This is a genomic window from Agromyces laixinhei (assembly GCF_006337065.1).
Taxonomy (GTDB): Bacteria; Actinomycetota; Actinomycetes; order Actinomycetales; family Microbacteriaceae; genus Agromyces; species Agromyces laixinhei.
This window is the reverse complement of the sequence record NZ_CP040872.1, coordinates 925,905-947,543: the sequence shown is the minus strand read 5'-3', so window position 1 is coordinate 947,543 and position 21,639 is coordinate 925,905. Positions and strand designations below refer to the sequence as shown.

27 protein-coding genes are annotated in these 21,639 nt (G+C 69.0%); 15 read left to right on the top strand and 12 right to left on the bottom strand.

Annotated features, from left to right (window positions below; all coding sequences use genetic code 11):
* The first annotated feature begins 246 nt into the window (after positions 1-246).
* Positions 247-3,438: a M14 family metallopeptidase gene (locus tag FHG54_RS04465; protein ID WP_139416207.1), complete on the top strand. Its 3,192-nt coding sequence runs from the start codon at positions 247-249 to the stop codon at positions 3,436-3,438.
* A gap of 160 nt (positions 3,439-3,598) precedes the next feature.
* Positions 3,599-4,864 (top strand): MFS transporter, encoded by a 1,266-nt coding sequence (locus tag FHG54_RS04460; RefSeq protein WP_232331424.1) that lies wholly within the window; start codon positions 3,599-3,601, stop codon positions 4,862-4,864.
* Between the two features lie 64 nt (positions 4,865-4,928).
* Here the strand turns inward: FHG54_RS04460 and FHG54_RS04455 are convergent, their stop codons facing one another.
* Positions 4,929-5,642, bottom strand: coding sequence for a hemerythrin domain-containing protein (locus FHG54_RS04455; protein WP_139416205.1), 714 nt, complete (start codon positions 5,640-5,642; stop codon positions 4,929-4,931).
* 104 nt (positions 5,643-5,746) lie between these two features.
* Between FHG54_RS04455 and FHG54_RS04450 the strand changes: the two genes are divergently transcribed.
* Positions 5,747-6,853 carry a hypothetical protein gene (locus tag FHG54_RS04450; protein ID WP_139416204.1) on the top strand — a complete coding sequence of 369 codons (1,107 nt, stop codon included), beginning with the start codon at positions 5,747-5,749 and terminating at the stop codon, positions 6,851-6,853.
* A gap of 34 nt (positions 6,854-6,887) precedes the next feature.
* Positions 6,888-7,175 carry a DUF1905 domain-containing protein gene (locus FHG54_RS04445; RefSeq protein ID WP_139416203.1) on the top strand — a complete coding sequence of 96 codons (288 nt, stop codon included), beginning with the start codon at positions 6,888-6,890 and terminating at the stop codon, positions 7,173-7,175.
* A 61-nt stretch (positions 7,176-7,236) separates the two neighbouring features.
* On the opposite strand, the gene FHG54_RS04435 is transcribed toward FHG54_RS04445, so the two are convergent.
* Together FHG54_RS04435 and FHG54_RS04430 are read right to left on the bottom strand one after the other, a co-directional pair.
* A complete protein-coding gene (locus tag FHG54_RS04435) occupies positions 7,237-7,845 on the bottom strand; it encodes a response regulator transcription factor (protein ID WP_139416201.1) in 609 nt (202 codons plus the stop codon).
* The gene (locus tag FHG54_RS04430) at positions 7,842-9,062 is read right to left on the bottom strand and encodes a sensor histidine kinase (protein WP_139416200.1); all 1,221 of its coding nucleotides are present in this window, start codon (positions 9,060-9,062) and stop codon (positions 7,842-7,844) included. The genes FHG54_RS04435 and FHG54_RS04430 overlap by 4 nt, the downstream gene beginning before the upstream one ends.
* Before the next feature lie 148 nt (positions 9,063-9,210).
* On the opposite strand from FHG54_RS04430, the gene FHG54_RS04425 reads away from it, so the two are divergent.
* Positions 9,211-9,687: a hypothetical protein gene (locus FHG54_RS04425; protein WP_139416199.1), complete on the top strand. Its 477-nt coding sequence runs from the start codon at positions 9,211-9,213 to the stop codon at positions 9,685-9,687.
* A 44-nt stretch (positions 9,688-9,731) separates the two neighbouring features.
* Here the strand turns inward: FHG54_RS04425 and FHG54_RS17110 are convergent, their stop codons facing one another.
* Positions 9,732-10,160, bottom strand: a complete 429-nt coding sequence (locus FHG54_RS17110; RefSeq protein WP_420837422.1) for an HNH endonuclease — start codon at positions 10,158-10,160, stop codon at positions 9,732-9,734.
* On the bottom strand, positions 10,075-11,247 hold the full coding sequence (locus FHG54_RS04420; RefSeq protein WP_168197102.1) for a DUF222 domain-containing protein: 1,173 nt from the start codon (positions 11,245-11,247) through the stop codon (positions 10,075-10,077). The genes FHG54_RS17110 and FHG54_RS04420 overlap by 86 nt, the downstream gene beginning before the upstream one ends.
* Before the next feature lie 133 nt (positions 11,248-11,380).
* Here FHG54_RS04420 and FHG54_RS04415 point away from each other — a divergent pair, with 133 nt between their 5' ends.
* Complete coding sequence (locus FHG54_RS04415; protein WP_139416197.1) at positions 11,381-12,154, top strand: metallophosphoesterase family protein; 774 nt, start codon at positions 11,381-11,383, stop codon at positions 12,152-12,154.
* Positions 12,151-12,786, top strand: coding sequence for a LysE family translocator (locus tag FHG54_RS04410; RefSeq protein WP_139416196.1), 636 nt, complete (start codon positions 12,151-12,153; stop codon positions 12,784-12,786). Before FHG54_RS04415 ends, FHG54_RS04410 begins: the two co-directional genes overlap by 4 nt.
* Positions 12,787-13,028: 242 nt before the next feature.
* Here the strand turns inward: FHG54_RS04410 and FHG54_RS04405 are convergent, their stop codons facing one another.
* Positions 13,029-13,535, bottom strand: coding sequence for a hypothetical protein (locus tag FHG54_RS04405; protein WP_139416195.1), 507 nt, complete (start codon positions 13,533-13,535; stop codon positions 13,029-13,031).
* Between the two features lie 69 nt (positions 13,536-13,604).
* On the opposite strand from FHG54_RS04405, the gene FHG54_RS04400 reads away from it, so the two are divergent.
* The 4 genes from FHG54_RS04400 to FHG54_RS04385 all read left to right on the top strand — a co-directional run bounded on the left by FHG54_RS04400 (position 13,605) and on the right by FHG54_RS04385 (position 16,428).
* On the top strand, positions 13,605-14,261 hold the full coding sequence (locus tag FHG54_RS04400; protein ID WP_139416194.1) for a response regulator transcription factor: 657 nt from the start codon (positions 13,605-13,607) through the stop codon (positions 14,259-14,261).
* Positions 14,262-14,444: 183 nt separating this feature from the next.
* Positions 14,445-15,284 (top strand): AraC family transcriptional regulator, encoded by an 840-nt coding sequence (locus FHG54_RS04395; RefSeq protein ID WP_139416193.1) that lies wholly within the window; start codon positions 14,445-14,447, stop codon positions 15,282-15,284.
* Positions 15,285-15,345: 61 nt separating this feature from the next.
* Complete coding sequence (locus FHG54_RS04390) at positions 15,346-15,969, top strand: dihydrofolate reductase family protein (RefSeq protein WP_139416192.1); 624 nt, start codon at positions 15,346-15,348, stop codon at positions 15,967-15,969.
* Between the two features lie 84 nt (positions 15,970-16,053).
* On the top strand, positions 16,054-16,428 hold the full coding sequence (locus tag FHG54_RS04385) for a hypothetical protein (RefSeq protein WP_233437874.1): 375 nt from the start codon (positions 16,054-16,056) through the stop codon (positions 16,426-16,428).
* On the opposite strand, the gene FHG54_RS04380 is transcribed toward FHG54_RS04385, so the two are convergent.
* Positions 16,425-17,063 carry a rhomboid family intramembrane serine protease gene (locus FHG54_RS04380; protein WP_139416190.1) on the bottom strand — a complete coding sequence of 213 codons (639 nt, stop codon included), beginning with the start codon at positions 17,061-17,063 and terminating at the stop codon, positions 16,425-16,427. The genes FHG54_RS04385 and FHG54_RS04380 overlap by 4 nt on opposite strands.
* Before the next feature lie 41 nt (positions 17,064-17,104).
* Between FHG54_RS04380 and FHG54_RS04375 the strand changes: the two genes are divergently transcribed.
* Positions 17,105-17,317 carry a VOC family protein gene (locus FHG54_RS04375; protein ID WP_139416189.1) on the top strand — a complete coding sequence of 71 codons (213 nt, stop codon included), beginning with the start codon at positions 17,105-17,107 and terminating at the stop codon, positions 17,315-17,317.
* 16 nt (positions 17,318-17,333) lie between these two features.
* Here the strand turns inward: FHG54_RS04375 and FHG54_RS04370 are convergent, their stop codons facing one another.
* Positions 17,334-17,603, bottom strand: coding sequence for a hypothetical protein (locus FHG54_RS04370; protein ID WP_139416188.1), 270 nt, complete (start codon positions 17,601-17,603; stop codon positions 17,334-17,336).
* Positions 17,604-17,734: 131 nt separating this feature from the next.
* Here FHG54_RS04370 and FHG54_RS04365 point away from each other — a divergent pair, with 131 nt between their 5' ends.
* A complete protein-coding gene (locus FHG54_RS04365) occupies positions 17,735-18,178 on the top strand; it encodes a DoxX family protein (RefSeq protein ID WP_233437873.1) in 444 nt (147 codons plus the stop codon).
* A gap of 76 nt (positions 18,179-18,254) precedes the next feature.
* On the opposite strand, the gene FHG54_RS04360 is transcribed toward FHG54_RS04365, so the two are convergent.
* Together FHG54_RS04360 and FHG54_RS04355 are read right to left on the bottom strand one after the other, a co-directional pair.
* The gene (locus FHG54_RS04360; RefSeq protein WP_139416187.1) at positions 18,255-18,602 is read right to left on the bottom strand and encodes a VOC family protein; all 348 of its coding nucleotides are present in this window, start codon (positions 18,600-18,602) and stop codon (positions 18,255-18,257) included.
* Between the two features lie 80 nt (positions 18,603-18,682).
* A complete protein-coding gene (locus FHG54_RS04355; RefSeq protein WP_139416186.1) occupies positions 18,683-19,951 on the bottom strand; it encodes a hypothetical protein in 1,269 nt (422 codons plus the stop codon).
* 71 nt (positions 19,952-20,022) lie between these two features.
* On the opposite strand from FHG54_RS04355, the gene FHG54_RS04350 reads away from it, so the two are divergent.
* Both FHG54_RS04350 and FHG54_RS04345 read left to right on the top strand, forming a co-directional pair.
* Positions 20,023-20,268 (top strand): hypothetical protein, encoded by a 246-nt coding sequence (locus FHG54_RS04350; RefSeq protein WP_168197100.1) that lies wholly within the window; start codon positions 20,023-20,025, stop codon positions 20,266-20,268.
* Positions 20,265-20,795, top strand: coding sequence for a hypothetical protein (locus FHG54_RS04345; RefSeq protein WP_139416184.1), 531 nt, complete (start codon positions 20,265-20,267; stop codon positions 20,793-20,795). The genes FHG54_RS04350 and FHG54_RS04345 overlap by 4 nt, the downstream gene beginning before the upstream one ends.
* 17 nt (positions 20,796-20,812) lie before the next feature.
* Here FHG54_RS04345 and FHG54_RS04340 read toward each other — a convergent pair whose 3' ends face one another.
* On the bottom strand, positions 20,813-21,211 hold the full coding sequence (locus FHG54_RS04340; RefSeq protein WP_139416183.1) for a type II toxin-antitoxin system VapC family toxin: 399 nt from the start codon (positions 21,209-21,211) through the stop codon (positions 20,813-20,815).
* A gap of 21 nt (positions 21,212-21,232) precedes the next feature.
* Positions 21,233-21,496 (bottom strand): hypothetical protein, encoded by a 264-nt coding sequence (locus FHG54_RS04335; protein WP_139416182.1) that lies wholly within the window; start codon positions 21,494-21,496, stop codon positions 21,233-21,235.
* Positions 21,497-21,639: the final 143 nt, after the last annotated feature.

The following is a 21,639-nucleotide window of genomic DNA, read 5'->3' as shown; positions in this document are numbered from 1 at the left end:
CGGCACTTCGGCACTTCGGCACTCCGGCACTCCGGCACTCCGGCACTCCGGCACTTCGGCACTTCGGCACTCCGGCACTCCGGCACTCCGGCACTCCGGCACTTCGGCACCGTGTGCCACGAGACGAACCCCTTGACGGCCGCCCGACCATCCCGGGAAGATGAGGAACGTTCAGGGGGGCCATCGCCTTCCTGAACGATCGTGAACACCGTAACCGAAGCGTCATCGCGCACAAGGGAGTACGCAATGTTCCAGAAGCTGAGCACTGCCCGAAAGAGCACTGCACGCCGGCTCGCCATCGCCACCGCGGCGGCATTGATCCTCACGGTGGTGACCGCGGCGCCGAGCATGGCGAGACCGGCTCCCCCGCCAGCGGGGGACGACCGGCTCGCCGTCTACACGGGTGCGGTCGATGCTGCAGGCCTCGCCGCGATCGTCGAACTCGGCGTCGACCGGAGCGAGATCGTCACGACGCCCGGCGCCGATGCGGGCACCGTCGACGTCGAGGTGATCCTCTCGGGTGAGCAGGTCGCCGAGCTCGCGAAGGCCGGTACCGAACTCGAGCAGAAGGCCTCATCCCAGCGCCGAGCACTGGTGCAGGGCGACGGGGTGTACCGCACCTACTCGGGTGCGGGCGGAATCCGGGAGGAACTCGTCGCGCAGGCCGCGGCGAACCCGACCATCGCCGAACTCGTGGTGATCGGCCAGACCATCAACGGGCAGGACATCACTGCCGTGCGGGTCACGAAGAACCCGACGAAGGTGAAAGACGGCAAGCGTCCGGCGACGGTGTTCTCCGGCGCGCAGCACGCTCGCGAGTGGATCACCCCCGAGATGGTGCGGCGCCTGCTCGACAAGGTGCTCACCGAGTACGGCACCGACGCTCGCATCACGGATCTGGTGAACACGACCGAGATGTGGTTCATCCCGGTCGCGAACCCCGATGGCTACGACTTCACCTTCGAAGAGGGGCAGCGCCTCTGGCGCAAGAACCTGCGCGACGTCGACGGCAACGGCGTCATCACCCCGGGCGACGGCGTCGACCTGAACCGCAACTACCCGACCCGGTGGGGATACGACAACGAAGGTTCGTCACCGAACCCGGGCAGCCAGACGTATCGCGGTGCCGCACCGGCATCCGAGCCCGAGACGCAGGCGCTCGACTCGCTGTTCGCGAACATCACGCCCGAGTTCCTCGTGAACTACCACTCGGCCGCCGAACTGCTGCTGCACGGCATCGGCTGGCAGGTGGCGACGCCGTCGCCCGACGACGTGCTCTACGAGGCGATGGTCGGTGACGATGCGAACCCGGCGATTCCCGGCTTCGACCCCGACATCTCGGCCGAGCTCTACACGACGAACGGCGACACCGACTCGCACATGCAGGAGGCCTACGGCACGCTCGGCTTCACCCCCGAGATGACGACCTGCGAAACGGTCTCGGATTCAGTGCCCGACGACGAGTGGCTGGCGGAGGACTGCCAGAGCGGCTTCAACTTCCCCGACGATGAAGACCTCATCCAGGCCGAGTTCGAGAAGAACGTGCCGTTCGCGCTCGCGGTCGCCGAGTCGGCGCTCGACCCGAACGACCCGGTGTCGGTGGTCGACCGCGAGGCGGCCGACTTCAAGGTCGACAGCTTCACCGTGTCGTACGGCGACCCGCAGCCGGTGGCCGTCATCGCGAAGCGCGACCTGACCGCGAAGTTCATGCAGTACCGCATCAACGACGGCCGCATGCGCGTCTCGCTCGTGCGGGAGTGGCAGGGCGGTGAACGGTACGGCGACGAGAACGACGACTACTACGCCGAGTATCGAGGCACCGTGCGCGGCGCCGACCCGGGCGACACGGTCGAGGTATGGTTCTCGGCATTCCCGTCGATCCGCGACCTGCTGAACGGCGAACAGTTCCGCAAGATCGAGAGCGAGCACTTCAGCTACACGCTCGCGCAAGACACCGGCAGCCCGGCGCTCGTGATCGCGAACGAGGACTACACGGGCGTGAACCCGACGTACCCGGCGGGCACGACCGCGCCGAAGTACCTCGACGAGCACGTCGCGGCCCTCGTGGCGAACGGCGTCACGCCCGACACCTGGGACGTCGACGCGCAGGGCGTGCCGCATCCGCTCGGAGTACTCTCGCACTTCGACACGGCGCTGTGGTACCTCGGCGACAACCGGCTCACGCAAGACCCGGAGGACGAGCTGACCGACACCTTCCAGTTCGGACCGCTCCCCGACCTCTCGGTCGCCGAACGGCAGCAGTACCTCACGATCGCGGTGCGCGACTGGCTCAACGAGGGCGGCAAGCTGGCCGTCTCCGGTGAGACCACCGGGTACTTCGGATTGCTGGGCGGTTCTCTCGGCGGCATCTACTACGGCCTCAACGGAGCGCCGGAGGCGGACTGCGCGGTGACGGAGGACTTCTTCTCCGATTGCCTGCTGCTCGCCGACGACTTCCATCAGTACTGGCTCGGCGGGTACGACCGCACGCCGCTCGTCGCGGCGGGAGTGACCGGCACGGCCGATCCGCTCACTGGCATCGACGCGGCCTTCGGCGGGCCGGCGACGGTCGACAACCCGATCGACGAGCTCGGTGCGTTCACGCCCACGAGCGAGGTGTTGCCCGTGGACGAGTTCCCGCAGTTCGAGAGCTGGGCCGCAGCCGACTACGTCGACGCCGACGGCCGGGTGGTTCCGGTGGAGGGTGCGTGGGCCGCCGCGGCGGAGCACATCGACGACGGCTACCAGCGACTCAGTCGCACCTTCGACCTCACCACGGTGGCGGCGTCGGACACTCCGACGTTCGAGGCGCAGTTCGCGTACTCGACCGAGGGCGGGTACGACCACGTGATCGTCGAGGCACGCCCGGTGGGCACCGAGGCCTGGACGACGCTGCCCGACGTGAACGGCGGCACGACGAGCGCCGTCCCGACGGAGTGCGAGGCCGGCTTCCTGCTGGCCGAACACGCCTTCCTCGAGCACTACCTGACGGGTGGCAACCCCTGCACCCCGACGGGCTCGACCACCCCGGCCGGCTCGTGGAACTCGTTCACCGGGTCGTCAGGCGGCTGGGTGCCGGTCGCGTTCGACCTCAGCGAGTTCGCGGGCGCACCGGTCGAGGTGGTCGTGAGCTACGTCACCGACCCGGGAACGGGCGAGATGGGGCTCGTCGTCGACGACACGAAGCTCGTCGTCGCCGGTGCCGACACCGAGGCCGAGGGCTTCGAGAACGGGCTCGGCGCCTGGACGGTGCCGGGTGCGCCGGAGGGGAGCCCCGGCAACAGCTCGGACTTCGAGCTCACGCAGGGCATCGGCGCCATCATCGCCGCCACGGCGACGCCCGACACGCTGCTCTTCGGCTTCGGCCTCGAGCAGCTGTCGACCGACGCCGAGCGAGCGGCAGTGGTCGAGCGGATGCTCGCGCACCTGCTCGGGTAGCAGTCGACGGATGCCTCGCCGCGACGCGTGCGCGGCGAGGCATCCTGCTGCGGCGATACCGGGATGCCGGGGATACGCTGGACGCACCGTGACGATCCTGCCCCAACCCGTGCGCCCGTGGCGGCTCTGGCTGGTGTGGTCGGTCGGGGTCGCCGCCTACATGCTGTCGGTGACGAACCGCACCTCGCTCTCCGCCGTGGGCGTCGACGCCGCCGTGCGATTCGACGCGGATGCCTCGACGCTCTCGATGTTCGCCGTCATCCAGCTCTTCGTCTACGGCGCGATGCAGATTCCCGTCGGCATCCTGCTCGACCGGTTCGGCGCACGGCCGATCATCGGCATCGGCATGCTCGTCATGGCGATCGGTCAGCTCGTGATGGCGTTCGCGCCCGACGTCGGCACGGCGATCTTCGCCCGCATGCTGCTCGGTGCCGGCGACGCGGCGATCTTCCCGAGCGTGCTGCGCGTCGTCGCCGTGTGGTTTCCCGAACGGCAGGCGCCGTTCATGGTGCAGCTGACCGGCATCGTCGGCCAGGCGGGGCAGTTGCTCGCGATCCTCCCGATCGCCGCCCTGCTGCACGCCACGAGCTGGACCGTCGCCTTCGGCAGCCTCGCCGGTCTCGGCGCGCTCTTCACCGTGCTGACGTTCGCCGTCATCCGCAACCGCCCGCCCGGGCGCAGCGCCGACGTCTCGGTCGACACGGCCACCGGCGCGATCCATGCCGTGACGTCGTCGGCCGACCTGCGACAGGGCTTCAAGGAGTCGTGGGCGCACCCCGCGACTCGGCTCGCGTTCTGGTCGCACTTCACCACGCCGTTCTCGGGCACCGCGTTCGTGCTGCTGTGGGGGTTCCCGTTCCTGACCGTCGGCGAGGGCCTCTCCCCCGCGATGGCCTCGCTGATCTTCAGTGTGTATGTCGTTGCGGGCATGCTCATCGGGCCGGTGATCGGCGCACTGTCGAGCCGGCACCCGATGCGCCGGTCGCGCATGCTCGTGCTGCCGATCATCGCCGTGCAGGTCGTCGCGTGGCTCGTGGTGATCCTGTGGCCGGGCACGTCGCCGCTGTGGTTGCTGTTCGTGCTGGCGCTCGCGCTCAGCACCGGCGGCCCCGCCTCGATGATCGGCTTCGACCACGCGCGCACCTACAACCCGCGGCACCGGCTCAGCACCGCGACCGGCATCGTCAACGTCGGCGGATTCCTCGCGGCCCTGCTCGCGATCCTGTTCATCGGCATCGCGATGGACGCGCAGGGGGCCGGAACTCCCGAGACCTACAGCCTCGACGCGTTCCGCATCGCGTTCCTCACCCAGCTGCCCCTCTGGCTGCTCGGCGCGGGCTTCATCGTCTTCGAGCGCAAGCGCACCCGCGTGCACATCGGGCTCGACGAGCCGCGCCGGCCGCGACGGGAGCGGCCCGCGGAGTGAGTGCGGGGTGAGCGCGGGCCGGGAGCGACCCGCCGAGTGGCGCCCGGCTGCCGCTCAGCGCCGCTCAGCGCCGCCCGAGGAGCGCCGCGCGATTCGCCTGGTACTTCGGCTTGCCGATCACACGCCAGATCAGGCGCACCGGCGCCGGCAGATGCGAACGCTGCCAGGCAGCACCGCCGTCGGGCTGCGCCGCGAGGATCGCCCCGAGCTGCTCGAACGTCTTGCCCTTCGGGGTCGCCTTGCGCCCGTGCTCTGAGAGCGCGTCGACCTCCTTCGGCGTGAGCGTGACCTCCATGACGGGCACGATGTTCGCCTCCTCGTCGGGAAGGTGGTCGGCGAGCGCCGTAGTGACGCCGTCAAGGGCGGCGAGCACTCCCGCGGCATCCGCCGGCCTGCCGCTCGCCCGCCACGCCGGCAGTGCCGCGTCGAGTTGCTGCAGGTGCACGAGCATCACGGCGTGCTGCGCCTTCATGCGGGCCACGTGGGCGACGCATCCGGGTGCGCGTTCTTCGAGGGCCCCCCAGAGCATCGTGTCTTCGCCCTCGTGATGGGCGTGCAGCGCGGTCGAGAGCATCGAGAGGTGGTCGCCGACGACCTCGGCGTGAGCGGCATCCGCTTCGTCGACGCCCTCGACGAGTGCACGACCCTCGCCGAACCCGGCGCGGAAGAAGCGGTGGATCTCGGCCATGCCGCTCGCGTCGCAGGTCTTCGCGCGGCCACCGGCGCCACCGGCATCACCGGGTTGATCGCCGCTCGAGGGCAGGGCGGTTGCGGGCATGTCGACTCCGATCGTCAGCGAACAGCGCAGTCGCACGCGACCCTATGACGTGACGGATGCCGCGGCAAGACCCCGCACGAGGGGCGACGATCTACGATGGCTGGATGCCTGAACTCCCCCGCGTCGCCGGTGCCCACCTCGTCGGATCGATCAACCAGCCCACCGCCGAGGCCACGTTCCGCGTCGTCGCGGCGGAGCTCGGCGGGAATCTCGGCGCCGACCTTCCCCGCATCCCCGACGGCGAGGTCGGCGAGCGGTTCCACTGGATCCTGTTCCAGGGCGCCGCGTTCGACGCGGTCGAGGGGCTCAGCCGGGTGCCGATCGATCCGATCATCGTCGCAGGCTTCGACCTTCGGCCGCTCGTGCTCGACGGAACCGTGCCGGCATCCGACCTCGCGTTCGGTTCACTCGGCTACGCGGATGCCGCGGCCGCGAGCTACGCGGACTTCACGCGCCTTCGCGGCGAGGGCGTGATTCCGGCGGGCACGCGGTTCCAGGTGTGCCTGCCGTCGCCGCTCGCGCCCGTCACGACCTACGTGGCGCCGGCCGATCGCGCCGCCGTGTATCCGGCGTACGCCGCCGCCCTCGCCGCCGAGCTCGACCGCATCGCCGCGGCCATCCCGGCCGACGACCTCGCCGTGCAGATCGACCTGGCGACCGAGTTCGCCTACCTCGAGGGCGTGAGCCTCGGCGGCGGCCCGCTCGAGGCGTTCTTCACCGACGGCGGTGCGGATGCCCCGGCGCTCGTCGAGGCCATCGCCGGGCTCGCCGTCGAGCTGGCGGCACGGGTGCCGGCCGGCGCGCAGCTCGGGTGCCACCTCTGCTACGGCGATGTCGCCGAGAAGCATTTCGTCGAGCCGAGCGACGCGGGCCGGCTCGTCGCGGTCGCCAACGCCCTGGCCGCGCAGCTCGATCGGCCGATCGACTGGGTGCACCTGCCGGTGCCGATCGAGCGCACGGATGCCGCGTACTTCGCGCCCCTCGCCGGCTGGGCGCTGCCCGCCGAGACAACGCCGTTCCTCGGTCTCGTGCACCACGAAGACGGCGTCGACGGCGCGCTCGCCCGCATCGCGCCCGCCCGCGAGGCGTTCGCCGCCGCCGGCGTGACCGTGTTCGGCATCGGCACGGAGTGCGGGTTCGGACGCGGCCCCGCCGATCGCACGGCAGGCCTGCTCACGCTGCACCGCGAGGTCATCGCCGCCGCGGGCTGAGGTCGCTGACTGCGGGCGCGAGTACGATCGCGGCATGCGCATCCGCTTCACCGCCGAGATCTACGAATGGACCGCGCGCCGCAACTGGTTCTTCGTCGATGTTCCGCCCGAGCCGAGCGCCGACATCTTCGATCAGCCGCGGATGCCGCGGGGCTTCGACTCCGTGCGCGTCGTCGCGACGGTCGGGGGCACGACGTGGAGCACGTCGATCTTCCCGGGCGCCGAGACCTACGCGCTGCCGCTGAAGAAGGCGGTGCTGCGGGCCGAGGGCATCGGCGAGGGTGACGAGATCGAGGTCGACCTCGACGTGCTCGACGGGTGACGCCGGCGGCGCGGCCGGCGCCGCTGGCGCGGCTGGCGCGGCCGGCGCGGCTGGCGCAGTCTCAGATCCAGCCGTGCTGCCACGCCTTCTCGGCGGCCTCGTGCCGCGAGGAGGCGTCGAGCTTCGTCATCGCCGATGAGAGGTAGTTGCGCACCGTTCCCTGCGCGAGGTGCAGGCGGTCGGCGATCTGCTGCACGCTCATCGTCGAACGGCTGTGGCGCAGCGCATCGAGTTCGCGGTCGGTGAGCGGGCAGCGCTCGGCGGTCAGCGCGGTCGCGGCGATCTCGGGGTCGATGTAGCGCCGGCCGGCGGCGACGTCACGGATGACGTGCGCCAGGTCTTCGGCAGCGGTCGACTTCGGCACGAAGCCCGACACCTTCGAGGCGAGGGCCCGCCGCAGCACACCGGGGCGGGCGTGCCGCGTCACGATCACGACGCGCGTCGGCACCTCGGAGAGGATGCGGACGGCGGCCTCGAGCCCATCGGCCTCGGGCATCTCGAGGTCGAGCAGGCACACGTCGGGGGTCGCCGCGACCGCCTGCTCGTAGGCCGCCACGCCGTTGTCGGCCGTTGCCACCACCTCGATGTCGGGCTCGAGGTTCAAGAGCGCGACGAGTGCGCCGCGGATGAGGTGCTCGTCGTCGGCGATCAGCAGACGGATGCCGCTCACGGGAGCACCACCGTGGCCCGGACCTCGAAGCGACCGCCCCGTCTCGACGGGCCGGTCGAGGCATCCGCGGCGGTCTCGAGTGTGCCGCCGAGCGTCGCAAGCCGCTCGCGGAGCCCAGCGAGGCCTGAACCGGCTGCGCGCCCGCTCGTGCCAGTGGGGCCGGGCGCCGGGGCATCCGTCGCCGGGACGCCGTCGTTCGCGATCGCGAGCTCGGTGCGGTCACCTGTCGTGGTCAATTCGATCGTCACTCGCGTCGCCTCACTGTGCCGCAGGATGTTCGTCGTCGCCTCGCGCACGACCGATGCGAGCAGGCTCTGCGCCGCGGCATCCGACGGCACGGCGCCGAGCCGGAGCTCGCACTCGGCCCCCGCGGCGGTGAGCACCTCCCGGGCGTTCTCGAGTTCGTCGTCGAAGGCGACCTGCCGGTAGCCGGCGACGAGTGAGCGCGTCTCTTCGAGCGCCTGCTTGGCGATCAGGCGGGTCTCGTGCAGGTGCACGCGCGCGGCCTCGGGGTCGATCAGCAGCAGGCGTTCCGCGAGCTCCGATTTCAGCGAGATGACCTGCAGGTGGTGGCCCTGGATGTCGTGCAGGTCGGAGGCGAAGCGCAACCGCTCCTGCGTCACCGCGAGCTCGGCGGCGGCGCGACGGTGCCGGTCGAGTTCGACGACGACCTCCCAGAACCACATGCTCGTGATCACCATGAAGGGCAGCAGCAGGCAGTAGATGCCGAGCATCCACGCGGCAGACGCGCGTACGTGGATGTCTGAAGCGCCCGTCGTCATCACGGCGAGCACAGGATGCGCGATGAGCACGAGCGCCCCGGCGAGCAGCGAGAGCCAACGCCTCGTGGTCGGCAGCAGGCAGGCGGCGAGGCAGGTCGCGGCCCACAGCGGCACCGCGGCAGCGAGCTCGTTGCCGGGCGGGATGAGGCCGAGCACCCAGACGGCTCCGGCGGATGCGAAGAGCGCGATCGTCCAGGCGGGGCGCGGCAGGCCGCCGCCTCGACCGGAGCGCAGGAACCAGCAGTAGCGAAGCTGAATCGCCGAGGCGACGAACAGCAGCACGATGGCCGCGGCCGTCACCGGGTCGTCGGTGCTCAGGTACGTCTCGAGCATCGTCAGCGCGACGATCACGTCGAGGAACCCGAAGAAGAACACGATCGACCCGAGCGTGTACAGCCAGGTGGTCTGCACACCGCGGGCCTGTTCGGCAGGCATGGGTTCGAGCTTAGAACAGTGACATGTGTCACGGATGCCGCGTGCGGAATCGCACCCGAACCGCTGACGCCGCGACACTGCCGGGGGCGCGGCGCCGCTCGCAGGATTGAGGCAACAGCTTGTTACCGGCCCGACGAAAGGACATCTCGTGATCGACGCCCTGCAGGACTTCGCCTCCTCACTGCCCGCCTTCCTCCAGTGGTTCGGCGTCATGGTCGTCGCCGCGATCCCGTTCGTCGAGTCGTACTTCGGCTCGGTCATCGGCGTGCTGATCGGGCTGCCGACGGCACTCGCGATCGGCGTCGCCATCATCGGCAACATCGTCTCGATGCTGATCTTCGTGCTGACGGCGCACGGCGTGCGCGGCAAGGTCGTGGCGGGCAAGAAGGAGCCGACCGCCGAGTCGCCGCGCCGCGAGAAGCTGCGCCGTTCGTTCGACAAGTACGGAGTGGCAGGCGTGAGCCTGCTCGGCCAGACCATCCTGCCGAGCCAGATCACTTCGGCCGCGATGGTGTCGTTCGGTGCCAACCGCAACGTCGTGATCGTGTGGCAGGTCATCTCGATCGTGCTCTGGGGCGTGGTCTTCGGTGTGCTCGCGACCCTCGGCGTCTCGCTCGCGCGCTGAGCCGTGGCAGGCGCGGGCGCCGGGTGCAGGCACCCGCGTCGCCGTCACGCCGCGGGCGCGCCCATCTCGGCGGGCGCGTCGGTTCTCCGTGTTGCACGGCGGGCTCGACGTCCTGACGCCAGATGCTCGCGAGCCAGGTGATCTGGGGCGATGTTGCCCGCCCGAGCGACCTGGTCGGGATCGAGATGCGCCGGCGGAATGAACCAACTTCGAGCGTCTCTGATGAAGATCGTCCACCCGTCGTCATGCACCCGATGGTGATGATGTGCGCAGAGCATGATGCCGTTCTCGAGGTCGGTCGGCCCCTCGTCTCGCTTCCACCATCGCAGGTGATGTGCTTGCGTGTGCGAGGGAGGCCGCTGGCACCCGGGCCAGGCGCAGCCGCCATCACGAGCGACCAGCACCGCCTTCTGAGCCGCGCTGAAGAGACGCCGCGATCGCCCGAGCTGCACTCGCTCGCAGCCCTCGGCCATGTACAGCGGCGAAACACCCGGCCGACATCGCCCACTCGCGCACCGTATCGGTGGCGACCGGATGCTCGATGCCGTCGATCGTCGCGTGCCCCTCGCCGGAGGCGAGATCGTCGCCGTCGACGCGAACGATGACGGTGACCGCCCGCAACGCAGGAGGGGCGTCGCTGCTCGAGAGCGACAGCCACGCAATGTCTGCGAGCGCGTCGGCGTTCATCTGAGCGATCGAGCGGTCTTCGGCGACCACTCCGTCGAGGTGGGGAGCATCGCCCTGGCCACCGGAAGCCGCACTCGACGCTTTCGCACCGAACCCGGGGCGCGCATCGCGCGCGGCATGCAACTCGGCGCCGACGAGCGTCTCGATCGCCAACTTGATGGGGGCGCCGCTCGCCGGATCGAACGCGCCGCGCAGATTGATCATGCCGGCAGCGTCTTGCCAGATCTTCAGCGACCGCGCGCTGCGCAGCTCGTCTTCGCGTGGCTTCACTCCATCGGGGTCGAGATGCGCTTCGAGTTGTCGAATGAGGCGCTGGGTTCCCTCGACACCCACAACCGGTGCTCGTTCGACAAGCAGCATCTCTGCATCGCCGAGATCGTCGCGATCGGCCCGAAGGGCGACGCGGTCGAGGAAACGGCGGATCAGATCGGCGGCATCGAGGCTCACCGCGCCCGACTCGAACGCCGTGGCCAGATGAGGGTGACGTGCCGGCAGGACCTCGCCGGCGAAGGAGCGCCGCGCCGAGGTCGCCTCGCCGATGGACACCAGGCGCGCGGCATCCGCATACCGACCACCGGTCGCCTGCACGATCAGTCGCTCGGCCGTGGCGAACCCGTGCTTCTTCGCCACATCGGACTCGTCACCCGTGCGCGACCGCCCCGCGAGTTCGGCGGCGCATCGTGCTTGCAAGACCTGCACGCTGCGCTGCAACCGCGCGAGCGCCTCTGTCGCTCGAACCAGACCGTCGTCGCTCATGACCCGAACATCGTCGCCGACATCACGCGATTCACCGAGGAGCGCCCCCGACCAGGCATCCGTCACATTCGCATGCAGAGCCTCCAGCGACTGGAGTGCCTGCGGCGAATCGTTCATGCTTGATTCTCCCATGGCGGGAGTTCGAATGGAAGAGAAAGTTTCGAATTGTGGACAAGTCGGCACAAGCTGAACTCGGACATAACTTCGAAGCACCGGCCGCCGATCGGGCCGGGTGGGTGGCGGACATGCAATGCTGGAATGCCAAGCACAGCCACGTCGAGGGGGACCGTTGCCCGTCATCGCTCATCTCAGTGACACGCACCTCGATGAGTCCTCGGCACGACTCCGACGCTTGCAGGCAGTGCTCAACCAGGTGGCAGACCTCGGCAACGTCGATGCGCTGCTCGTGAGCGGGGACATAGCCGACCATGGCGACGTCGGTGAGTACGAACAGTTCTTTGCCGCACTTCCCGGTCTGCCTACGCTCGTGGTACCTGGGAACCACGATCTGTCTGCGCCGCTGCTCGCCGCCATGCGGGCGCACGGTCATCCGCCGTCACTGAACGCGACGTTGGACGTCGGCGGCCTCCTGCTGGTCGGCCTCGACTCGCATCTCGACCGAAACGACCACGGCGAGTTGGGCTCGGCAACGGTTGAGTACGCCCACGAGCAGCTTTCCGGCACGGACGACCCCGCAGTCCTCGTCATGCATCACCCGCCGGTTCCGATCGGGCATCACGTCATGGACCGATTCGGGCTCGCGAACGGCGACGTGCTCGCGGCGATCATCCACGCCCACGAGAACGTCGTCGGCGTGTTCACCGGGCATGTGCATACGGCCGTCGCGACGGCGTTCGCCGGTGTGCCTCTGCTCGGCGCGCCCGGTATCGTGTCGACGATGCGGCTGGGGAGCAAGACGGACCCCATCGCGGATCCTGACGCGATGCCTGGCCTTGCCGTGCACACCGTCGACGGCGCCACCATCAGAACGGTGTTCCACTACCTCAGCCCGTCCGCGTTGTGAACATCGCGCTCCTGGCCGCAACGGCACTGCCGTTCGTGATCACTCCCGGTGCGAGCTTCACCATTACCGTCAGCGCTGCCATCACGGGCGACCGGCGCGCTCCGGTGAAGGTGTGGTCGGGAACGTCGCTGGGGATCCTCCTCCTCGCCGGCGTTGCCGGCTTCAGCGGCCTCGGGCAACTCGTCGCCGGCAGCGACGTCGCCCGGATCATCTTCGGCGTCGTGGGCGGGGTCGTGCTGATCGCGATCGGTATCGTCTCCCTCACCAAGACCATGGGGCGGCCCAAGGACGGCAGCGATCAACCCCCGCGGCCGGCACCACGGCTCGTGCTCTGGGCCTTCCTCGCGGTCATCACGAACGTGAAGGCGCTCAGCCTGTACGGACTGCTCGTTCCCTCTCTCTCCGGCATCGGTGTCGACGGGCCCGCCCTCTTTCTGGCCTTCGCCGCCGTACATGTGGTGATGCTGTTCGCCTGGCTCACGCTTCTCGGCGTCGTCGTCAGATCTGTCCCCTGGCTCGGGACGTCACGGCGCGCTCGTGATCTGCTCCTGCTGCTCGCCGCCGTGACCTTGGTGGCGCTTGGCGCCTGGAGCCTCGTCGATGCCATGGCAGAGACGGCCGCGCGCGCCTGAGCCCCGCCCAAGGCACACTCCATCGTGGGGCCGTCGTGTGCGCAACAGCGTTCCGCGTGGAAGTCGCGCGGCGACATGACGCCGAGGGCGGTAGGAAGAAACTACCGTCCTCGGCGCCGTCCCCCTCGAAGATGCGGCGTTATCCCCCGAGTCCGCCGAGCATCTCCGGGTCGACTCCGGGCGTGTTGCGCATCCCGGAAACCTGTGGGTGTCGACAGGAAATCGATCACTCCTGCTTGTCGTCAAGCTGCGTGACCGAGAACGGCCACTTCGCGTTCGACAGACCCAAGAGAGGCATCCCAATGCCGGGATGCACCCATGAAGAACCGCAGCAGGCGCTGAGCGGTTCGGAGATCCTCGAACGTGCCGCGCTCGACGCCGAACATGTCTCGCGTTTCGAAACCTGAGCTGCTCTGTTCGATGGAGCCGACGAATATCCCGGGGGCATTGCCCACCCAATACCGGTCATCCACCTCGACCCAGATGACATCGTCCACACCGTCGAGTCTGCGATTGTGGTCGATCTCCACCGGGCTGCTCGTGCCACTCATCGCCTTACTCGAAACGGCTTGAACTCGCGTCCATGCCCATCGCTCGCGGCTCCACGCCCATCGCGCGCGGCCCACGAATCTGAGAACCACCGGCGCGCGTCGAACCGGCGTGAAATGATCTTCGCCGATACCGGCGAAGGCGATGACGATGACGACGAGTGAGACCCGGAAGAGCCGGACGAGTGAGTGCTCATGCATTCAAAGCTATGCAACGCGAGGAGGCGCTGGTACACCCCTAGGGGTGAAATTCTCGCCTAGAATTGCACCATGACTCAAGTCTCACTTGCCCTCGTCAACGACTACGAAGTCGTCGTCCGCGGCCTGGCCGCCATGCTGCGCTCCTACGATTCGAGGGTGCGCATCGTGGAGCTCGACGCGAACAGGCAAGTCAGCGAGCCAGTCGACATCGCACTGGTCGACACGTTCGGAAACGTCCAGGAGAATGGGGCGACGGTTCGAGAGCTCGCAGCCGATCCCTTGGTCGGCGCCGTCGTGGTCTACTCATGGGCAGGAGACACTGCGGTCGTCGACGCGGCGCTCTCCAACGGCGCACGTGGTTACGTTTCGAAGGCGCTACCCGCCCGTGATCTCGTTGCGGCGCTCGAAGACGTCAACCACGGCGATCACGGACTGTACGACGGGAAAGCCACGACCACGGTCCTCAGTGGAGATTGGCCGGGGCGAGAGGAAGGGCTGACTCAACGTGAAGCGGAGATACTCGCGCTGGTCACCCAAGGCCTATCGAACCTCGAGATCGCCGACCGCGCCCATCTCTCGATCAACTCGGTCAAGACGTACATCCGCAACTGCTACCGGCGCATCAACGTGACCAGTCGCACGAATGCCGTCCTGTGGGGCATCGAACACGGTTTTCGACCAGACCATACCCGCATCAGCAACCCTCGACGTGTCCTGAAGGCTTGAAGCCGGTCGGCGATCTCATCGGTTCCCGAGCGCGAACGCAGCCGCGACCGCGCTGAGGCGAGTGCCGGCGACAACAGCTGGACCATCGCGCGCGCGGCGCCGACGGGGCGTCGGCGATACCGCGGCGCCGACGGAGCGTCGGCGATACCGCGGCGCCGACGGAGCGTCGGCGATACTGGGGGCGTGGAGTACGTGTCGAGAGCGCCGCGACCGCCGCTGGACGGGCTGATCGACGACCTCTACTACCTGGAGGGCGTCCCGCCGTACGCCCGGTTGATGTTGCCGGCGGCGCCCGCGCCGTTGCTCATCGTCAATCTCGGAGCGCCGTTTCTCATCCGCGCAGGCGCCGACGTCGAAGCCGTGGAATACGCCGACGGCTGCGTCGTCGCCACGCCCACCCGTGCCTGGGAGTTCGGCTACCCGACCCCGACCCGGTCCGTTGGCGTGCACTTCAGGCCGTGGGGGCTGGCACCGTTCCTTCCGGTGCCCGCGGCCGAACTGTGCGACCGACCGGCGACGGTGGAGCAGATCTGGGGCCCGCCCGCCACCGCGGAATTGCGACGCCGACTGGCCGTGGCGGACGCACCGCACGACATGCTGACGTTGCTCGAGGAAGAGCTGGTGCGACGGATGCGGGCGATCAACGGCCTCGACGTCGTGCGCCACATGAGCAGCGCCATCGCGGAGACCGGCGGAGCGGTGCCGATCGGCGACCTCGGCCCGGCGGCCCGCGCCAGCAGCACGTACTTGGCGAAGCGGTTCAAAGAGATCATCGGTGTCACGCCGAAGCGGCTGGCGCGCAGCTACCGGTTCACCGCCGCCGTGTTGGCGCTCGATGTCGCCGCACCTCGCGACTGGGGCGACGTCGCCGCCGGCGCAGGCTACTTCGACCAGGCCCACTTCGTGCACGAGTTCCGGGAGTACACCGGGCTCACGCCGACGCGGTATGTCGAAGTCCGGCAGCGCTTCCTCCGCGAACACCCCGACCACGCCCTGGAAGGCTGGCCGCTGCCGGCCGATTGATTTCTTACAAGAGCGACCGCACACGACCCGCGAGACTGGGCCCCAGACAGAGGAGGAACCCATGGGGAAAGTGGTCATGAATGCGTCGGTCTCGGTGGATGGATTCATTGCGGCCGACGACGACGATCCCGGCGCACTGTTCGAATGGTTGGTGAGCGGTGCCGTGCCGCTGGACGACAGCGGCGTACTGAACGTGTCGCAAGCGTCGTACGACCACATCCGGCCGTACTGGGACCAGATCGGCGTGACGATCGCCGGACGTCACGTCTTCGACATCACGGACGGCTGGGACGGGACGCCCCCGAGCGGGATCGACCACGTCATCGTGGTGACACACCGGCCTGCGCCCGTGGGCTGGGACCCCAACGCGCCGTTTCACTTCGTCGACGGCATCGAGGCGGCCGTGGCCACGGCGCAGGAGCTCGCGGGTGACCGCATCGTCGAGGTCGCTGCGGGCGACGTCGGCGGTCAGGTGCTCGCCGCCGGCTTGGTCGACGAGGTGCGAATGGATGTCGCACCCGTCGTGCTCGGGTCGGGCAAGCGCTACTTCGGGTCGATCAACGGGCAGCACCTGCTGGAGGATCCTGACGAGGTCATTCAAGGCAACCGGGTGTTGCACCTCCGCTACCAGGTGCGCCGCCGACCGGCGTCGCCATCGAGCCTGCAGGGGGAGCGAGAGGTATGACAGCCGAACGCATCAAGGCGTTCACCGACGCGGTCGTGGCGATCGCGATGACGTTGCTGATCCTGCCGCCTGAACATCGCGTGGATGTTCACGATCGTGTGGCTACCCGTGACCACCGCGACCTTCGGCCTCGTGCCGAACGACATCGTGCAGAAGGCGCTCTACATCGGAGCACTCTTCGCCACCAGCGTCATCATGGCTGCGATCGGCATGTACACCCAGCGCCACCCCGAGTTGCACAGCATCCCCGAGCGGCAATTGCGCCGCGACATCCGCGCGGAAACGATCGCGTCAGTCATGTTCGCGGTCGTCTTCCTCGTCTCGGTCACCTTTCCCGGCATCGGGTACTGGTCGATGGTCTTGCTCGTGCTCATCGGCCCCGTGCATGCGCTGCTGCAACGACTCGATCGGCGTGGGCACGCAGGCACGCACACTGCGACGGGTGAACGTGCCGACTAGGACCGGAGACCGGCGCCACCGGACGGCTGGCGTCGTCGCGATCGGAAGATCGCGATGAGCGCCGCCACCGCGCCGACGGCGAAGCCGACTCCATGCAGGTCGCCGGTGGCGATCAGGACGATCCCGCCGAGCACACCGGTGATTCCGACGATCCTCACCGAAACCGCACCGGCGGCGCAGAGGGTGACGAGGCACAGACCCGCGGCACCCATGTTCGCGACCGAGTTGCCGGCGAACCCCTGATGCGGCATGAGCGTGTACGCGAATGCTTCACTGACGATTCCGGCAGCGAAGTAGACGCAGACGAACGTCAGGCCGTTGTACAGCGTCTCGGCGCAGAGCCCGATCACGATGAGTGAGCTGATGTTGAAGATCGTGCCGAGCCACGCGCCGTCCTGCACGAAGAGCGGGGTGATCATGCGCCACCATTCGCCGTCGAGCAACTGCGATCGGTCGCGGCCGAACAGATCGAGGACGTGCTGATCGAGATCCCCGAGCACACTGATGACCAACGTGACCGCGGCCACAACGAGCGTCACTTTCGGAAACCGGAAGCGACCACCGGTCCGTCGAAGGTGCAACATGGTGCCGACGACGGTCGTGGCGGTGATGACGCCGAGCGCGAGACTCTCCACGGTTCCTCCCTGCGGCCCACTTGCCGCCCCAGTGCTCCAGTATGAATCGCCGCACCTCTCCCCGAGAGGGAAACGGGCCCGGGCCGCGGCACGAGCTCTTCGTCTACGTCGAGAACCTGGATGACTCCACCGAGACGGCGAGCGGGGCCGGCGCACAGGTGCTGAGGCCGCCTGCCCTGATGCCGTGGGGTGGGCGTCTCGCGTATCTCCAAGACCCGGAAGGAAACCTCGTCACGCTGGCACAGGCGAACTGACACCCAGCGCGATGCGTCAGCCGCGCGGCGTGCGGAATCCGCCTCCGGTGTCGAGGTCGTCACCGGATTCGAGGTCGGGACCGTCGCTCTCGGTGATGTTCGCTCCCTCGAAGAACGGATCGACGCCGAGCTCCTCGTCGTGCTCGGCGCGCAGTCGCTCCTGTTCGTCGGCGTCGTCGGCGAAGTCGCGGTCGTCCGGCAGATTCCGGTTGCCCGGCACGCTCCGGTTGCCTGGCACGCTCCGGTCGTCTGGCAGCCGATCGTCGCGTCCGGTGGTGTCGCTCATGTTCGCCCTCCTCGTTCGGTGCGTTCAGCGTTCGGTGCGTTCAGAATAGGGCGACGGATGTCACGCCGCACGGGGGTTGCGCATCGGCCATCGGTGCCCCACTCGACCGAGTCGGATGCGACAATGGCGCCATGAGCCGACGACGACGCGACCGAATTCGCCCGATGGCCGTCGCCCGCTCGATCGCCCGGTGGCTGCTCGCGACGCTGCTCGTCTTCTCGGGGCTGTCGCACCTGTTCTGGGCCCGGAAGGGCTACCGCATCGTCGTGCCCGATTGGGTCGTCGAGTCGGCGCCGATCGACAAGGACGCGGTGGTGGTGGCATCGGGCGCGGTCGAGATCATGCTCGGAGCCGCGGTCGTGGGCCTGCCCCGCGAACGCCGCCGGATCGGCGCCCTGATCGCCGCGTTCTTCGTCGCGGTGTTTCCGGGCAACGTGCACCAGTGGCGCACCGGTCGTGCCGCGCCGCTTCTGCGCACCGACCGCGCGCGATTCGTGCGACTGTGGCTGCAGCCGGTGCTCATCGCGTGGGCGCTGTGGAGCACCGCGCCGAACCGCTCGACGCTGACTCACTGAGCCGGCGTCCCCCGCCTGGTACGCGACCCGCGCCGCTACGGCCCGGCGCCGCGGCCGGCGCGAGAATCCCGCACCTCTACTGCGAGGCCCATACCCCGAGCTCGTTGCCGCTCGGATCGAGGAAGTGGAAGCGCCGGCCACCGGGGAACTCGTAAGGGCCGCTCACGATCTGCCCGCCGGCCCGCGTCACCGAGGTGACCGTGGCGTCGAGGTCGTCACTGTACAGCAGCACCAGGGGCCCGCCGCGCGTGACCTCGTCGACGAGGTTGAGCCCGCCCGCCTCATCGCCGCCCTCTTCGGCGGCCGTGCGGATGCCCGCGTACTCGTCTCCGTACGAGGTGAACTCCCACCCGAACGCCTCGCCGTAGAACGCCTTCGCAGCGGCCAGGTCGGTGACGGAGATCTCGATGTAATCGATGGTCATGGGAATCGTGTGCTGGTGTGGCGACATGATGGCAGCCTCGCACGGCCCACCGACATGAGCTCGAATGAACCCGACTGCAGCTATGCGTACGCCCGCGACATCCGCGACGCTGCAATGTCACGCCGGGCCTGGCGCAGGGATTCGCTCGCGAGGTACGCGACCCGCTGGGCGAGGGCGATCACCTGCTCGCGGCGATCGTCCGTCATGATGATCGCCGCGGAGCCGCCGAGGAAGTGCGTGAGAACGACCCGGATGTGCTCGGACTCGGCCAGCCGCGTGAGCGCCTCCGCGCTGATCCATCCGGGGTGGCCGGCGATGGCGTCACGGGCGATGTCGAGCTTCCGGTCGGCGTGCTCGAGCGCATGGTGCAGGTGGTGCATGTGGTGCATGTGGTGCATGTGGTGCGCGGTCGGGGCCGGATGCATCGCCCGGTCCCCCGCTGGCGCCGGAGCTGCCGCCGGCGGCTCGGGCCCCGCGACCGCCGCGGCGAGGTCCCGACGGGACTCCCCGGCGACCGCTGCCGGCGCGGATTCCGCACGCAATGCCTCGACCTCGAACGTCTCGACCGCATCGAGCAGCGTCGCAGCTCGCCGCACCGATGCAACGGATGCCTCGAGCGCGACATCCGCCTGCTCGCCGTGGCCGGCCGAACGCCGCAGCTCTGCCACGCCCACGCTGTGTTCGGCGAACCCGAGCAGCTGCTCGGCCTCGGCGGGGTTCACCTGCCCCCGGGCCAGCGCCGCGCTCGAATACCGGGCGGCGAGATGGTCGGTGACAGCGCGGGCGTATGGGATCCGGGCGCGCATGCGCTCGATGTCGACTCGCACGGAAGCGATGATCTCTGGCGCATGCCGCGCGCGCTTCGCCCGGTCGGCGAGGGCGGCGGTCTGCGCGTCGAGCACGGTCTCGGCCCACTCGCACAACTGCAGGATGCGCAGGTTGCGGGCCCGCGCGTCGTCGGCTGCGGACGAGGCGGCGCCGGTTGTGACGCCGCCGGGGGCGCCGGGTGTGACGCCGGCGGGCGCCTCGATGGCGCTCCCGATGGCGGCGGTAGCAGCCACATCGTGGTTGAGCCGGTTCAACCGGAAGGCAGCGTTCAATTGGCTGCGCACCGTGACGAGCGTTTCGCTCGATTGCGCCGTGGCGCCAGATCCCAGCTCGGCTTCGGCGAAGCCGAGTTCGTCGGCGGTGAGGCGCATGCGCTCGTCGGCGGCGACCAGGGCTGCTCCGGCGCGTTTCGCCAAATCGGCGTCGTGGGCCTCGGATTCGTGCGCAGCGCGCCTGCGCCCGACCCCGAAACGCCTGACCCTGAAACCGGCCATGCTCCATCCTACGATCGCCGCTCGCAACCACTGACGATGTCAACCATTACTTGACATCCTCCGAAGTGTCAATCTATCGTTGACGCATGCGCCGGCCAATGAACCGTCACCTCATCGCCGGATGGTCGACCGGCTTCGGCGCCATACTGCTCGGCGTCTCCACCACCATGCTGGGCATCCTCCTGCTGGAGGGGTTCGTTCGAGGAATGCTGATCGGCATCGGCATCGTGCTGACCATCACCGGCACGGTGCTCTTGGCCGGCACGCTCGGGTGGCTCTCATCGCACAACCGGTCGAGCGAGAGTGACGGCTGGTGGTTGCCCAGCCGCGACGACGAGCGATGAGCAGCGTCGGCGACGCGGTCACGCTCGCGATTCTCGATTCCGTCGAGGTCGCCGGCGGCGGCGAGATCGGTCACGACGGCCATCTCGCCCTCATCCGGGCCAGCGACGAGGCTGAACGCGAGGTGCGCGCCATCCTGCGACAGGCCGTCGAGACGGCTCGCTCAGGCGGTGTCAGCTGGTCGGCGATCGGCGCCGAACTCGGCATGAGCAGGCAGGCCGCGCAGCAGCGCTTCGGCGATACAAGCCGAGCGGATGTCGCGGACGACGACACCGAATATCGCTGGCTCGGCCCGGTCACCGCGTTCGACGAGATGGCCGAACTCGAGCTCGCCGGGCGAGCGGGCTGGCACACGGTGGAGGCCGGCATGCTGCGCCACCGCATGGTTCGCACCGTCACGCAGTGGCAGCACAAGCGGATCGTGGGGCGGGGCCCATCACGGCGTGACGAAGACGACGGCTGGATCGTGGCGTGTCGCGCCTTCCCGTGGGTGTACCTCATCCGCGACCTCGGCCTCGCGCCCGAGTGACCGCGGGCGGACGCCCGTCAACCCGGCTGGATCACCTCGACGCCGAGATCGTGCGCGGCCTGCGCGAGACGCCCGTCGAAGGTCGCAATGCGGCCGCGGTTGCTCAGCGCAGCATCGAGCACGCAGCAATCGGGAAGCTTCAGCCCCGACTCGACGCGCACTCGGGCGAGACGCGCTGCACTCCCGGCCGGCGGCATCCACTCGCTGATGCCGAGGCTTGCGAGCGCGTGCTCCGCCGCTTCACTGCGCCCGACACGGATCGGCCCGACCAGGATCTCGGTCATGGTCAACGAGTGCATCACGAACGCCTCGGCCACGTTCGCGCGGAAGAACGCCACAGCACGCTCGTGATGCGTATCGTGCGAGCTGAGGTGCGCGATGACCACACTCGCGTCGAGCACGATCACTCGGCCCACTCGGTCACTCGGCCCACCCGATCACTCAGCCCACTCGGTGCGAAGTTCTTCGAGGTAGCCCGGCGCGTACGCGACGTCGAACGCACCCGCGGTGAAGTCGACCGCGCTGATTCGATCCCGACGTGCAGCCTCGCGTTCGGCATCGAGCTCGGCCGCAGCCGTGCTGAACAGCCGGCTGACGAGCTCATGCCGCGGCACGTCAGGCCATGCCGCCGAGGCGAGCCGAAGCGCGCGCTCGATCTCGGGCGTCTCAGTCACCTGGAACCGCGGGCGGATGGTGGGCATGCCGTCAGTGTACCACCGGCGAGTCGGTGGCACACCTGTCGCGCCTGATCGAGCCGCCCCGGCGATATACCGGTCGAGTAACGACACGCGATTCGGATGCCGCCGCGCTCGAGCGATGTCGACCTGCTCGTCGATGCCGGGCC

Coding starts and splice junctions, on each gene's coding strand:
- FHG54_RS04365 (WP_233437873.1), top strand. CDS start 17,735: ATGAGCCGACGACGACGCGACCGAATTCGCCCGATGGCCGTCGCCCGC.
- FHG54_RS04420 (WP_168197102.1), bottom strand. CDS start 11,247: ATGAACGATTCGCCGCAGGCACTCCAGTCGCTGGAGGCTCTGCATGCG.
- FHG54_RS04415 (WP_139416197.1), top strand. CDS start 11,381: ATGCTGGAATGCCAAGCACAGCCACGTCGAGGGGGACCGTTGCCCGTC.
- FHG54_RS04360 (WP_139416187.1), bottom strand. CDS start 18,602: ATGACCATCGATTACATCGAGATCTCCGTCACCGACCTGGCCGCTGCG.
- FHG54_RS04405 (WP_139416195.1), bottom strand. CDS start 13,535: ATGCATGAGCACTCACTCGTCCGGCTCTTCCGGGTCTCACTCGTCGTC.
- FHG54_RS17110 (WP_420837422.1), bottom strand. CDS start 10,160: ATGGCCGAGGGCTGCGAGCGAGTGCAGCTCGGGCGATCGCGGCGTCTC.
- FHG54_RS04335 (WP_139416182.1), bottom strand. CDS start 21,496: ATGCCCACCATCCGCCCGCGGTTCCAGGTGACTGAGACGCCCGAGATC.
- FHG54_RS04460 (WP_232331424.1), top strand. CDS start 3,599: ATGCTGTCGGTGACGAACCGCACCTCGCTCTCCGCCGTGGGCGTCGAC.
- FHG54_RS04430 (WP_139416200.1), bottom strand. CDS start 9,062: ATGCCTGCCGAACAGGCCCGCGGTGTGCAGACCACCTGGCTGTACACG.
- FHG54_RS04450 (WP_139416204.1), top strand. CDS start 5,747: ATGCCTGAACTCCCCCGCGTCGCCGGTGCCCACCTCGTCGGATCGATC.
- FHG54_RS04350 (WP_168197100.1), top strand. CDS start 20,023: ATGAACCGTCACCTCATCGCCGGATGGTCGACCGGCTTCGGCGCCATA.
- FHG54_RS04445 (WP_139416203.1), top strand. CDS start 6,888: ATGCGCATCCGCTTCACCGCCGAGATCTACGAATGGACCGCGCGCCGC.
- FHG54_RS04465 (WP_139416207.1), top strand. CDS start 247: ATGTTCCAGAAGCTGAGCACTGCCCGAAAGAGCACTGCACGCCGGCTC.
- FHG54_RS04385 (WP_233437874.1), top strand. CDS start 16,054: ATGTTCACGATCGTGTGGCTACCCGTGACCACCGCGACCTTCGGCCTC.
- FHG54_RS04400 (WP_139416194.1), top strand. CDS start 13,605: ATGACTCAAGTCTCACTTGCCCTCGTCAACGACTACGAAGTCGTCGTC.
- FHG54_RS04370 (WP_139416188.1), bottom strand. CDS start 17,603: ATGAGCGACACCACCGGACGCGACGATCGGCTGCCAGACGACCGGAGC.
- FHG54_RS04375 (WP_139416189.1), top strand. CDS start 17,105: ATGAATCGCCGCACCTCTCCCCGAGAGGGAAACGGGCCCGGGCCGCGG.
- FHG54_RS04345 (WP_139416184.1), top strand. CDS start 20,265: ATGAGCAGCGTCGGCGACGCGGTCACGCTCGCGATTCTCGATTCCGTC.
- FHG54_RS04390 (WP_139416192.1), top strand. CDS start 15,346: ATGGGGAAAGTGGTCATGAATGCGTCGGTCTCGGTGGATGGATTCATT.
- FHG54_RS04455 (WP_139416205.1), bottom strand. CDS start 5,642: ATGCCCGCAACCGCCCTGCCCTCGAGCGGCGATCAACCCGGTGATGCC.